Raw genomic sequence first — 12,294 nt, 5'->3', positions numbered from 1 at the left:
GTCAGTCATCAAAAAGTGCGCGGCACCGGCAATCCGCGGGTGCACTACGCCCGTGGCCATGTAACGGTGACGTTCCAGACGCGGTACGGGCCGTTGCAGATCGGTGAGGCTTGGGTGTCCTATCCAGGCCCGGATAAAGATACGACCGACTGGGAAGTGTTCATGGCGGTCGAGTTGCACCAGCAGACCTGATTATTTGGCGACTTCCGTATTGTCGACGAGCACGGCCTCCAGTCACCGATTGATGCGCGTGAGCTGTTCATAGAGCTTATGGATGCGACTAGTTAGGTCGGCTGGGAGCTCTATGTCGAAGCGACGCTCCAGCGCGTGAGGCAAGCTGGAAAGCGGTCAAGGATCAGTACCCTGACATCCGGGTCGACCCTTGGCTTGCAGGATGGGGTAAGCCAGGCAAAAAGGGCTGGAAGAACAGAGGCGGAAAAGGCCGATCATGCAGAAGATCCGAAACAGCGCGTCGAAGTGGCAAACAATGCGTCCATTCCCCCGTGTTACCCCGGCTTTACCCAGTACCTTCTGCCTTAGCGCTCGAGCTACCGTAAAGCGCAACGGCAAAAGGCACTGGGCAAAGCCGACAGCGAGGCGAGACGAACAGTCAAGCAAAGCAACAGCGGATGAAGCGCTTCACAAGCGGTCAGGTCGAGATCTGCAAACGACTGCTGAAACTAAGTCGACAGGTCCACCAGTTCAAAGCGCGAGTCGAGTTCGTCACCCTCGCATTTCAACATGACCTGGTGGAGGCGATCGTCGGTTACGAACTATGGAGTCACGGTTTCGAAGGTTTGAGCGAGCGGGCCTTCGATAACTGCTTTGAAATGGGCGATTCGGATGACGTCATAGCCGCGCTGATCACAACCGCACGGCGAGACGGTTTCATTCAAAAAATCGAGTCCTAGTGCGGCGAGCCTTCGTTTAACCGTGTCCAGGAAAACACCATCAAGGGGCGGGTTGACAGGCCGCAACAAGCAGGGCCGTCGTACCACAAGCCGCGCCGTCATCGGTATTGGCCAGGATGTGAAACTGAATCGCGCGCTGTGGGTTCTTGCACAGGCCATGGGCGGCCACAAGAAAGCTTCTTAACCCCTCAAGGCTGGGCGTCCGATGGCGCCCAGTCTCAAACAATCCACCTAACCAAAGATGAATCATGAGCGGCTACGTTGTTACCTGGACTATCTACACCGAATCGGAAGGCGATTACAAAGTCGCCGCCCAGGAGGTTGCGCAGCGCTTCTTTAAGGAACGCATCGCCGAAGGCGAACCTGAGAGCGCGTGTGTTTCTGGTCACGGGGATGGTGGGCGGAAAGTCCGAGAAAGTTAATCTTGCTGACTACCTCTACGCAGATTAAACGCAAATGCGTGAGCCACAAAAAGACCCCATAACTGGGGCTTTTTTTTGGCTGCAATTTGGTCAGGCCGTTTCAGCTTTGGAGCGCGACGGGCCACGCTTTCGCGTGGCCGAGAGATCAGCCACATCCTTGGCGCTAACGGTCACGCCGACGTCGGCCAAAGCCTGGCGAATCTCGGCAGGCGTGTAGCCCTTCTTGTTGCACAGCTCGACAATCTGTTCTTTCAGCGACTGGAGCACGTCAACCTGGCTCAGCTTGTCGAGGCTGAGGTCGGGAAGTTCGGCGAGTTTCTGGCGCGCTGCTTCCAAGTCTTTTTGGGTGAAGGTCTTTTGTTTGGCCATCTCGAATGTTCGCAGGTATATGACAGGGCAGAGTGATGGCAGGACGATACCAGCGATCTTGGGCTGACGGCAAATCAATCCAGCGGACCGGCGACACTGGATCGGGATCAGGCAACAGCCCAGAACCACACACCTACGCCGCAGCTTTTCCGCTCTGAGCTCAGGCCGCCCTCGGGTAGGCGATGGTATAATCCAGCTTTAGAGAATCTTAAAGATTTGACCGGAAATGTTTTGTGGCCACCGCCGGCACGCGGTCGATGTCCCCAAAACCCGGATCAGGGCTACGCCCCGACACCCCTGTTGCGTCAGTTAGAGTTAAGTCATGTCAAAAAGCGAAGCGCGTCAGAGAGACCAGTGGATCAAAGTCCGGTGCACCCTGGAGGAAAAGACACAGCTGAGCGAAAAGGCCAAGGCGGCTGAAGTGACAGTCTCCGATCTGATGCGCCGAGCTGCCCTGGGCCGCAAGATCAAGACACCGACTGACAAGAAACTTATGGGTGAGTTGCTACAGCTGGGCGGCCTGCAGAAGCACCTGTTCAATCAGATGCAGGATGGAATGACTACCGAGCTGAGCAAGCAGTTTGCCGATGTCCTGGTGGCCATCAAGAAGGCCGTTCTCGCGATCGACCTTTCACAAACTCAAGTGAAATAGTCGAGATTCTATGAACGTCATCATTCCTCCCAAGCGCGGTGATAAGGGCTCTAGCTTCAACAGGTTAGTGAGCTACATCAGCGATCGCACGGACAAACCCAGGGATGATGACGAACTCACCTCGACCGCACGCTCAAGCCAATCGCGTACTCAGGTCGCTATGTTCGACCGACTGGTTGACTACGTTGATCGTAACGAGGGCGACGAGCGCGCCGTCGTGGTTACAGATGTCTTTCCTGACGGTCGTCAGCGAGTCATCAGTGGTGGCGTATCCTGCGAGACCAATTGTTTCTCCTGGGAGACTGCTGCCGCCGAAATGAACATGGTTGCCGCGCAGAGCCCTCGCTGCGTTGATCCGGTCTACCACTTTATTTTGTCCTGGAGAGAGAACGAGGCGCCGACCGATGCGCAGATTTTTGAGTGTGCGCAGTACTGCATTCGACAGGTCGGAATGGAAGGGCACCAGTACGTCACCGCTGTTCACCAGGACACCGACAATACGCATTGTCACGTGGCAGTGAACCGCGTTAATCCTGTGACCTACAAGGCGGCCAATCTGTGGAATGACGCGGATAAGCTGCAGAAGAGCTGCCGCGTCCTTGAGCGCAAATACGGTTTTATCCAGGACAACGGTAGCTGGGAGTGGGGCGTCAACGATCAGCTGGTCCGGGCGCCGTATCGGTTCACCAGTGCGCCGCGTGACGCGGTGCCGCTGCAGGTGTATTCCAACACGGAAAGTCTCTATCACTACGCCGTTGACCAGGTGCGAGACCCGATCTCCAAGCTGCTCGAGACCAACGAAATTTCCTGGGAAAAAGCCCACCGTACCTTGCACGATCGTGGGCTTGGCCTGCGTGAGCAGGGTGACGGACTGGTGGTCTATGACTACCTTCGTCCGCAGACCAGCCCTGTCGTCAAGGCTTCGTCTGTCCACCCGGCTTTAACCAAGATGAAGCTGGAGCGGCACATCGGTAAATACCAGGGACGACCCTCGTTCGCGACCCTCGATTTTGATGACAGCGAAAGTCATATCCTCATGCAGTCGCAGTACAAACCACAGTTTGAGTTACGGGATAAGGGCGTTCGATTCGAGCGCCGGCAGGAGAGGGCAGAGGCCCGTCTTGATCTGAAATTGCGCTATCAGCGCTACCGCGAGGCTTGGGAAAAGCCGGATCTAAATGTTGCTCGCCGGCAGCGTGAAATTGCCGATCATTATCGGGCATTGAAAGCCTCTGTGCGTCAGAGGCATCGTGACCCGAACGTGCGCAAGCTCATGTACCGGGTTGCTGAGTTTGAGCGCATGAAGGCCATGGCAGAGCTGCGTATTCAGCTGCGCCACGAGCGCCAGGATCTCGCGGACAAAGGCCAGGCCAGGGCGCTTCCTTACCGTGCCTGGGTTGAGCAGCAGGCGTTGGCCGGCGATGTTGCTGCGGTCAGTCAATTGCGCGGTTTTGCGTACCGCGAGAAGCGTCAGCAACGCCGAGCGGCGCAGCAGCCTGATCGGGTGATCTTGTGTGGGACCGCGGACGATTCGGCCATCCTCGATGAGTCTACTCACGCCACTGTTCTCCGAAGAAGTGGCACGATTGATTACCTGCGCGATGGTGTCTTGGGTGTCAGGGATACCGGCGACCTGATCCATGTAGCTCCGCCGTTCGAAGACTATGGCAATGTCGAAAATTTCGATTTGGCTGTCGGCCTCGCAGCTCTCAAGAGCCGAGATCGACTACACATTATGGGCCGTCAAGAATTCATAGAGCGCGCCATAGAAAGCATGCATCAGGTAAACAGGCAATTTCCGCAGCATAGGCTGCAGCCAACTGACGCTGTACAACGGCAGCAGCTGGAAGAGCTTCATCGTTCAAATGCTATTGGAAGTCTGCAGACCCACTACGCCGTGCAACCTCGCATAAGCCCGTCTAAGCGGCCCAGGGCGATGAAGCCGCCCTGCCTTGGCCTACGGCCACCTTGCGGGCTCTAAGACCCGGATAAATCGCCTTCTTAGGGCTCAACCGTGCGCGCGTGCGCGCGGGCTTGAAAAATTGATAGCTACTGGGCTGACGCCGTATGCCTTCGGTAAAGGAATGCGTTTTGGACTTTGTTTACTGGCTTGAAAATAGGGGAGCAGAATAGCCACCTGCCTATTGAAGTCCTGTAGGTGAGAGAATGAGCATTCCCTACCTTCCCCTAGAACGGTGGAAGCGTCTGTGGTCGGTTGAAAACGGCACCATTCGCTGGAGAAAACGTGGAGCAACCCAAGAAGAGTGGCAGGTGCGCCGGCCTTTCATGCACTAGCTGCAGTGCCCAGCCTGGACTCCGGAAAATAAATATCCAAATCGCGAGCTACACAGGTTGCTGCAAATTAGCGCCAGATTAGGTTAACAAAGTGAATAACCATGCTGCCTGGATGCAATGACTATGTAGTGGCGCTATACAATGCTGATTTTCTTATCTAGGAAGGAATATCTCATGCATCTATCACTGGCCATGCTGGCGGTCATAGAGTGGGGATTGTTGCTCACAGCAACGAGTCTGGGATTCAGAGCAGCCGTGGTGGATGCACACCAGGTCAGAAGGTCGAGAGTTTTCGTCTGCATTGCGATATCACTGATTGCTGTAATGCTGATTCCTGCCGTGTGCTCGGCCTGGTCAGTATTTAATGGGTTTCCCATAGGCAGATGTTCAGAGTGTTCTCCCTCAACGATTATTGCCATCTGGAGCACCATGCTTTTCACGGTTGCAATGGTCATGGCGCCGCTCGTCATCGTTACCTACCTGTTGAGCTTATCCAAAGGCTGACTGCCAGCTTCTTACATCTATTAGCCCAAAGGTTGATACCAGCTGTACAGCAGTTTTTCTAAAGATTTCTCGCTTATAATCAGCCTTCTACCTCTGAGGTGCTATATGTCTTGTCTCGCTGAATTCCGTCACCTGGAACAAGAACTGGCTCGCCAAATGGCAGAATTGGAAACATGAAAAACGATGAAGGCCTCCTGCGTGAGGTCGAGTTTGAAACCAAGCTGCGAGATCTGCTGGCCGAGTACAATTTCAGCGTCAAGCACATCATCGCGGCGATCGGTCCCCGTCGGTGAGCCGTGGTTCTTCAGAACCCATAACCAAGGTCAAGGGAACGCGTCGCCCTCGTCAGGTCAAGGTCTACAAGAATCCGCACAATGGTGAAGTCGTCGAGACCAAGGGCGGCAATCACACCACCTTGAACAGCTGGAAGGCCGAGCATGGCCACGATGAGGTCAAGTCCTGGCTGCAATAATACCTAGGTTGGGAACTTCTATGCTGGTCGGCTTGTGCCCTCGCTCACCCGGGGGGCTTTTTTTGCCCCCCAAGTGATGAAACGCTCTATTCAGAAGCTCCTGCAGTGGTACGTTGAAGCTCACGCTGATCTTCGCGAGCACCTTGAGGGAATCTTCGTGCCTGACATCTATGCAGCACTCATCCGACTCCAGACGCCGATCCACTATAAGCTTGACCAGAACGGCGATCAACTCACCCTTTTATTGAGCGATAACCAACTGGGTGTGCAGGCGGTCCGCTCTGTCACTCTGCAGGAATACCAAATCCGGATCAGTTTCGCGTCAGTGTACTGTATGCCATCAATGAGCTGCGAGCCAAAGGTTCTGTAGTGGAGTTTTCTGCCCTGCCCCATTGGGACTAATCGCCCCTTCGACCCGGTCAGCTTCACTGCTAACCGCTTTGATCCACCTCATTGAAAAATTCGAGCCAGGCTGTGGTTTCTGACCCGAATGCCGAGGCACAATGCTAGTTCCAAGACTGAAACCGATGGGTGAGATGCATGACCGTTCCCTATCTTCCTCTGGCGCGCTGGAACCAGCTCTGGGAATATCAGGACTCTAGAGTCCGGTGCCGGACCTGCAGGATGTACCAGCTCGACAACGAAATCAGAAAGCCCTTCGTACATGCTCTCGATTGCCTGTCCCGATCCATGGTGCACCAATACCCTTTGAAGGACCTGCAACGCATCTTCCAGGACAAGGTCGCGCTGGGACTTCAGGGTTAGGTGCAAACATTGATTAATGGCTTGGCCGGACGCAATATGCTCCCGTGAAGTTGCCAGACGATCCTCAGGCGAGGTATTGCAGTGACGTACTAACAGAAATGGACTTTTCAATGATTCCAGAACACGACGACGGGATGTCGTTTTAGTGATCGCTGCCGTCGGTTTGGCCGCGCTGGGCTATACACTGGTTCGGACCCTCTCAGACCAGCTCGATACTGACTCTTTCGGCAAGCCAATTACTGCTCGAGATCGTCATAAGCCTCTTCATCATTAAGTACGCAGCCTGGAATGAGCGTGTTGGCGGGCTGCTGGGGTATCGCCTGTTGATTCCCCGGTACTTCCGACGTTGTGGACCGATGGATGGCCAATGCTGCAATGCTGGGCAGTCGACTCGAGGTGCAGGCCGCTGCCTCCCTTGTAGACCCCAGTTCCGGTGTGGGAACTAGCTCGTATGCCTATTGGGGAGGATTTGCCGCACGGCTGCTGGGCGGCTACGTGATCGCGTACTGGACCTGGCGACGTTAGCACGCATCGTCCTCTACGAAATGAGCAAGGCGGCCATTGACTTCATCGGACAGCACGCGGACCCCGCCCCAGGGCTAGGAACCTAGAACCGCTGCAGCCTTAGCCCCTTAAGTGAACTCACTCCATCCTCTGCTTCCCTAGGGGCTTTTTTTACGATCAAGACTCGCACCTCCGATCAAGCCTGTGCCGATGGCTATTCTGGGCCGGCTTCCTTATTTTGCTGGTCCTCCTGGTTTTGCCCGATCAATGCGATCAAAGCGTCTTGGCGCGCCGTGGACAACTGACGAAACTGCTGCAGCAGCTCGAGCTCGTTGAGCGACAGCGCCGCCTTGTCAGGTGCGATCAGTGAATCACCCGATGCTCCGTCCTGAGTCATGCTGCGGTCCAGCCGGCTGACGATCGCCCAGTTCATGCTGTGCCCATCGTTTTCCGCCACCTCGGCGATACGCTCGCGCATGTTTTCCGGTAGGCGCAGGACGAATTTGTCCGCCGATCTGGCAAGAATCCCGAGTTGTTTAAACATCCCTGTCTCCGTGAGGCTGTTGGTCGTGGCCAAGCACCGTTTGATGTCCTTCAGCCTGTGCCATCGCCTTCTGATTAAGCCAGTGGCAGCTCTGTTCGCTGATCAACCCGCAATTGAGCAGGCTCTGAAAGTAGCCCAAGGCGCCCAGCAGGGCCTGATCGAGCGCATTGCGGCTGGTTGAGGCTTTCATTTGGTTCAGGTATTCCTGCGCGTGTCGAATGGCTTCGGCTTCGTTGGCAGGAGGGGTATAATCGTCGCAGCTCATCGTTTCGGTCCCGTCAGGCCGGAAGGCCATGGCTAGTGGATCGTTGCGAGTGTCAGGTACACGAGGGTGGGCAACACACGTTGGCGGCTAGCGCTTGTGGAACACAGCCGCGAGCCAGAACGGCAAGCCGAAGTGGCCTTTAGCCAGCTTACAGTATCTGACTGAAGGCATCGACTGATACCGATCGGATGTCGAGTGTCAGGGAACGCACCATCCGCTAAAGAACTGTCTGTATGAACAGTATAAAGCAAGATCCGATGGCAAAGAAGCCCTCTTCGCCGCCTCCTTTGACGAGCTACGTCCAGCTGGGCATGCGCCTGCAGCGCGCGATCAACGGCCCAGGATTGGCTAATCCCCTACTGCCGTAAAATAGCAATGAAAGAAAATTGGCGCCAGAAAATAACCATATAGCCGTTTTTTTCGCGAGATTGGTGGTACGGTAGGTGGTACTCGCGATCGGCATCGCCGATCTTCCTCGAGGAGTAGAAGTGCCAGATATTCACGATGTGCTCAGTCACCTGAGCCCCCCTATAAAACATCACCTGGAACAACACAGCGAGCGGTTCACCCTGCGTTTGTGTGATGAGCGGCTTGGCATTGAGGCGGTGCGCAATCTCAATTTGCAGGAGTTTTTGAACAAGTCGCAATTTCGCACCATCGTGCTTTATGCTGTCAATGTACTGCGCAGCAAAGGCTCACACGTAGAGCTCGCTGTATTGCTGCATTGGGACTGAGCTTGTACGTGCTCGGTCCGCCATCTCTGATAAGGAAGCTCACAGCACCTCCAGCCGAAATACTTCAAGCGGATGGAGTCTCGTTCTGGTCGAAATGGGGCCAGGTACGTGCCTAGGAACTAAGCCAGCTCGCTTGATACCGAATACATTGCCTGCACGGTAGTCGATTGTGCTTTTTGGGGCGTTCATCAACGGTCAGGCGGGGAATAGACAAAGCTTTTCCAGGAGAATCGCCGCGGTAATCCGGTCGGCGACCGTGTCTTCCCACATACAAGGTTCACGTCCATATTCAGGCTTGCCGAGGCGTCAGCATTTGCAAATCGAAGAAAGGCCACTATGGTGCTCAAGGTATTTCGTGACAGCGGACTATACGGCTTGATTTTGTACACCCATGGAGCCTGGACGGTGGCCTAGATATCAGCGCCTGGGAGTCGGGTCGTCGCTGGTCCTTGGCATGCTCGTGGCTGTTTGCCGTAGGCTACGCAGCGGCCAAGTATCGTCAATAGAAAAAGGACAGGCGTAAGCTAAGCAAGGAAAGATAACTGGGTATTAATTCTGGTCTATACATCCCAACCTAGGGCCGCCGCTGCGCCCCTTGTCATGATTGACCGCGCAGGCCTACCGAATCGAGGCCGCCGATAGCGCCGCAGACGTCGAAGTGGAACATAGACGGTGCGGGGCCAAATCGTACTCGCGGTCATATCGCACTGGGAAAAGGCGCTGGTGAATCATTGCCTGCGCCACTGAAGCAGCCGGTGCCCGTGTGGCCATGCAGCCCGCTCGCGGCCATGGCGTACAGGCTCAGCGAGCCGAAAATCACAACCAGCAGGGTCTTCATGGCTAGCCCCGATGGACAACATAATGGCTTCTGGATGCATCAGAGAGGCCAGGCGAAGATACGTTCCAGCGCCGAGCCCTATTTTCCGATCTGACAGGTTTGATTGCGGATAGATGAAAAAGACCAGCGTGCCGCGTTCTAATGCTGCTATGCGAGGCCAATCCACACCTCCCGCAGGTTTGAATGCCTAGGCACTCTAGAGCTTGAACCGTCCAACCAAGGTATTGAACGATATCGCCAATCTCGACAGTTCCTGGCTCGAAGCATTGGTCTGATGGGCCCCCGCAGCTGTCTGAGTGGACAGATCCTGGATATTGACCAGATTGCGGTCCACTTCCCGGGCGACCTGCGCCTGTTCCTCTGCCGCGCTGGCAATGACCAGGTTACGCTCGTTAATCTGGTGGACGCCTTCGCTGATTCGCTCCAGCGCAAGCCCTGCTTCCGTGGCCAGTGCTTGGGTGCTCTGCACAAGGGTACGGCTCTTGCCCATTGCTTGTACTGCTTCGTCCGCGCCGTTACGCACCCGTGTGATCATTGCTTCAATCTCGCCTGTCGATGATTGGGTGCGGTGAGCCAGCGCACGAACCTCATCAGCCACCACGGCAAACCCCCGACCTTGTTCGCCTGCTCGTGCGGCCTCAATGGCCGCGTTCAATGCCAGCAGGTTGGTCTGCTCGGCAATGCCGCGGATGACTTCAAGGACTTTGGTGATGTCATGGATCTGTCCGGCCAACGATTCCACGCACTGGGTGGAGTCCGTGATCTCCACCGTTACAGTGTTAATGGCCGCAACTGCCTGCTTTACCTGCTGCTGGCCCTTCAGGGCGTCTTCAGCAGTTTGGCTGGAGATCTGCGAGGTGCTGACCGCGTTACGCGCCACTTCCTCAACGGCGGCCGTCATCTCGTTTACTGCCGTCGCGGCTTGCTGAATCTCATCGTTTTGGGTGACCAGGCCGCGCGTACTGTTTTCCGTGACGGCGGTGAGCTCCTCCGCTGCAGAGGCCAGTTGGTCCGAAGCGTCGGCAATTTGCTGGACGGTGCCTTTGAGGTTGTGCTGCATGTCGGAGAGAGACCGCAGCAGCTGTCCGGTCTCATCAGTACCGCGCACTTCAATGTCCTGGGTCAGGTCGCCCTGGGCGACTCGACCAGCCCCTTCCACCGATCGATAGATCGGACGCGTGATCATGGCGGTCACCACCATGCCCAAGGCCACAGCGCACAGGATGGCGATCAGGCAACCCACGATCAGCACCCAGGTGACCTGTACCTTGGTGCTCGCGGCAGCCTGGATAGTCTCGTTGGCCTGACGGGCATTGGATGCCACCATGATCTTGATTTCGTCAACAGTCTTGCGATACGCCGGCAATACGTTGCTGGCGGTGATTGTTCGGGCTTGTTCGATGTCACCTTTTCTCAGCGCAGCAAGAGCAGCGTCGGCCGTCATGATATAGGCAGGCCAGTCGCGTTCAAAGTCATCACCCGCAGCTCGCTCGTCTGATTCCAATGGAGTTGCACGGTAGATCTTGAATGCTGATTCGGCTTCAGACTGATTGTCGCGATACGACTGGATCACAGCGTTTATGTCATCCGAGCTGGCGTGTGCTGCAGTGAGCACGATGGCCTTGAAAAGGTCGCGGTTGGTGGCAATGGCATTTGCCTTGATGGTATCGGTTTTCTGAATCGAGACGAGATTGTTACTGGTGATGTCCTCCATCTGGCTATATAGCTTGGCGATACCCGACTGCCCTAGGGCTGCCACAATCACAGTGATCAGTGAGCACAAACCGAATGCGAGCAGCAGCTTGGACTTCAGTTTGAGATTGGCTAGCCAGGACATGGGCGGGACTCGAAAATAGGTAAGTGATTGATTACTTCAAGGCTATCGGCGTGGTGAAGACGAACTTGAAGCAGTGCCGCAGACTCTCCTTTGAAGCAGAAGAACCCTGGCCTTAGCCCATATACAGTTAACACCAGCGCAGAATTGACCCAGTTTCCGAATTTTGCTTACCTAGGCTTCTATCCTGCGCACTCTTATCTTCGCTGGATATGTACCGTTCTTATGGATTTTGGACGAGGTGGGAGCCTATTACACCGAAAAGTTCGGTAAATTGGCCACTCAGGTGCGTTCGCTGGGCGTTTTTTGTTGCTAGCTAGCTAGCTAGCCAGCAGGCGCAGCGAGTCAAGTCAGCCGCCGGTGATAAGCTATGGACCTTGATCGCGAACATGGGTACCCGGATCTCCGGAAAGATCATAGACCCCAAAGACACCCTCGAAATCCTGCAATAGATGTCCGATCCCGAGTACCTGCCACAAATGTGTGGCATGGTGCGTCAGGCGGACATGATGGGATCCACTCGGGAAGAATCGGACAGTCTGAGCCTGAAGAATCTAAAAAGTCAGTATAGAGGATGTGCAGCAGCTGCAGAAAGGTAAAAACATCATCTTGTTCAAGGGCGAAGTGATTCGAGGCAGCTCCCTGTACACCGATGATGTTAACAAGCTTCCCAAAGAGGCCATTCAAATCAACCGCTTTCTCGAGGTTGCCCTGCCGGAGCTTAAGATCTTATTGGCCGGAGCGCCTGCTAAGGTACGGCGTAGCTACCCAAAAGCAGAACGGGTGCAGCGGATCCTGTATCACTTGGGCCATGAAGCCAGGTCGAGCAGGTCTGAAGAACCTGGTGCTGACAACGTGGTGCATCTTGGCTGTTCACATTAGCTAGATATCCGACTAAGCTTAAACTTTGTTAAGAGGTTCGCTATGTCTGCAACCACCTATGGCATTCGTGCTGTCAAAACACACCTGTCTCAGCTCGTCGAGGATGCTCTGGCAGGACATGAGGTCATCATTGCCCGTAATGGGCACCCCTTGATTCGTCTGGAGGTCATTGGAGATGCCCGCATCAAAAAACCTCGCATTGGTGGGCTGAAAGGTCGCACGTTTGATGACGCCGCGTTTGACTCAATGGGTGCCGAGTTGGCGGACCTGTTTGAGGGTAAGGTGCGAAATACCTTTTAGATA

13 protein-coding genes and 2 pseudogenes are annotated in these 12,294 nt (G+C 55.2%); 9 read left to right on the top strand and 6 right to left on the bottom strand.

Features of this window, described 5'->3' with window-relative positions:
• The first annotated feature begins 629 nt into the window (after positions 1-629).
• From SFA35_RS25350 to SFA35_RS25340, 3 genes and pseudogenes are all read left to right on the top strand, one after another.
• Entirely contained in the window at positions 630-911 is a 282-nt protein-coding gene (locus SFA35_RS25350; RefSeq protein ID WP_414058577.1) for a hypothetical protein, read from the top strand.
• Between the two features lie 12 nt (positions 912-923).
• Positions 924-1,095: pseudogene (locus SFA35_RS25345) on the top strand (DUF945 domain-containing protein); the annotation flags it as partial.
• 64 nt (positions 1,096-1,159) lie between these two features.
• Positions 1,160-1,333 (top strand): hypothetical protein, encoded by a 174-nt coding sequence (locus tag SFA35_RS25340; protein ID WP_320579583.1) that lies wholly within the window; start codon positions 1,160-1,162, stop codon positions 1,331-1,333.
• A 90-nt stretch (positions 1,334-1,423) separates the two neighbouring features.
• Here the strand turns inward: SFA35_RS25340 and SFA35_RS25335 are convergent, their stop codons facing one another.
• Complete coding sequence (locus SFA35_RS25335; protein WP_320579581.1) at positions 1,424-1,702, bottom strand: mobilization protein; 279 nt, start codon at positions 1,700-1,702, stop codon at positions 1,424-1,426.
• A 322-nt stretch (positions 1,703-2,024) separates the two neighbouring features.
• Here SFA35_RS25335 and mobA point away from each other — a divergent pair, with 322 nt between their 5' ends.
• Both mobA and traI read left to right on the top strand, forming a co-directional pair.
• A complete protein-coding gene (gene mobA / locus SFA35_RS25330) occupies positions 2,025-2,354 on the top strand; it encodes a plasmid mobilization protein MobA (RefSeq protein WP_320579579.1) in 330 nt (109 codons plus the stop codon).
• A 10-nt stretch (positions 2,355-2,364) separates the two neighbouring features.
• Positions 2,365-4,335, top strand: a complete 1,971-nt coding sequence (gene traI / locus SFA35_RS25325; protein WP_320579577.1) for a TraI/MobA(P) family conjugative relaxase — start codon at positions 2,365-2,367, stop codon at positions 4,333-4,335.
• Positions 4,336-4,783: 448 nt separating this feature from the next.
• Here traI and SFA35_RS25320 read toward each other — a convergent pair whose 3' ends face one another.
• Positions 4,784-5,104, bottom strand: coding sequence for a hypothetical protein (locus SFA35_RS25320; protein WP_320579575.1), 321 nt, complete (start codon positions 5,102-5,104; stop codon positions 4,784-4,786).
• A gap of 154 nt (positions 5,105-5,258) precedes the next feature.
• Here SFA35_RS25320 and SFA35_RS25315 point away from each other — a divergent pair.
• Positions 5,259-5,625, top strand: a pseudogene (locus SFA35_RS25315) (histone-like nucleoid-structuring protein, MvaT/MvaU family).
• 1,483 nt (positions 5,626-7,108) lie between these two features.
• On the opposite strand, the gene SFA35_RS25310 reads toward SFA35_RS25315, so the two are convergent.
• Entirely contained in the window at positions 7,109-7,438 is a 330-nt protein-coding gene (locus SFA35_RS25310) for an Arc family DNA-binding protein (protein ID WP_320579573.1), read from the bottom strand.
• Positions 7,431-7,703, bottom strand: coding sequence for a hypothetical protein (locus SFA35_RS25305; protein ID WP_320579571.1), 273 nt, complete (start codon positions 7,701-7,703; stop codon positions 7,431-7,433). Before SFA35_RS25305 ends, SFA35_RS25310 begins: the two co-directional genes overlap by 8 nt.
• A 443-nt stretch (positions 7,704-8,146) precedes the next feature.
• Here SFA35_RS25305 and SFA35_RS25300 point away from each other — a divergent pair, with 443 nt between their 5' ends.
• Complete coding sequence (locus tag SFA35_RS25300; RefSeq protein ID WP_320579569.1) at positions 8,147-8,437, top strand: hypothetical protein; 291 nt, start codon at positions 8,147-8,149, stop codon at positions 8,435-8,437.
• A gap of 697 nt (positions 8,438-9,134) precedes the next feature.
• Here the strand turns inward: SFA35_RS25300 and SFA35_RS25295 are convergent.
• Both SFA35_RS25295 and SFA35_RS25290 read right to left on the bottom strand, forming a co-directional pair.
• On the bottom strand, positions 9,135-9,275 hold the full coding sequence (locus tag SFA35_RS25295) for a hypothetical protein (RefSeq protein WP_320579567.1): 141 nt from the start codon (positions 9,273-9,275) through the stop codon (positions 9,135-9,137).
• A gap of 196 nt (positions 9,276-9,471) precedes the next feature.
• Positions 9,472-11,112, bottom strand: a complete 1,641-nt coding sequence (locus SFA35_RS25290) for a methyl-accepting chemotaxis protein (protein WP_320579565.1) — start codon at positions 11,110-11,112, stop codon at positions 9,472-9,474.
• Positions 11,113-11,685: 573 nt separating this feature from the next.
• On the opposite strand from SFA35_RS25290, the gene SFA35_RS25285 reads away from it, so the two are divergent.
• Entirely contained in the window at positions 11,686-11,991 is a 306-nt protein-coding gene (locus SFA35_RS25285; RefSeq protein WP_320579563.1) for a hypothetical protein, read from the top strand.
• A 42-nt stretch (positions 11,992-12,033) separates the two neighbouring features.
• Complete coding sequence (locus tag SFA35_RS25280; protein ID WP_320579561.1) at positions 12,034-12,291, top strand: type II toxin-antitoxin system Phd/YefM family antitoxin; 258 nt, start codon at positions 12,034-12,036, stop codon at positions 12,289-12,291.
• Positions 12,292-12,294: the final 3 nt, after the last annotated feature.

Origin of the sequence: Pseudomonas sp. HR96, from assembly GCF_034059295.1 — a bacterium.
Lineage (GTDB): Bacteria > Pseudomonadota > Gammaproteobacteria > Pseudomonadales > Pseudomonadaceae > Aquipseudomonas.
This window is presented reverse-complemented; position numbering and strand designations above follow the sequence as displayed.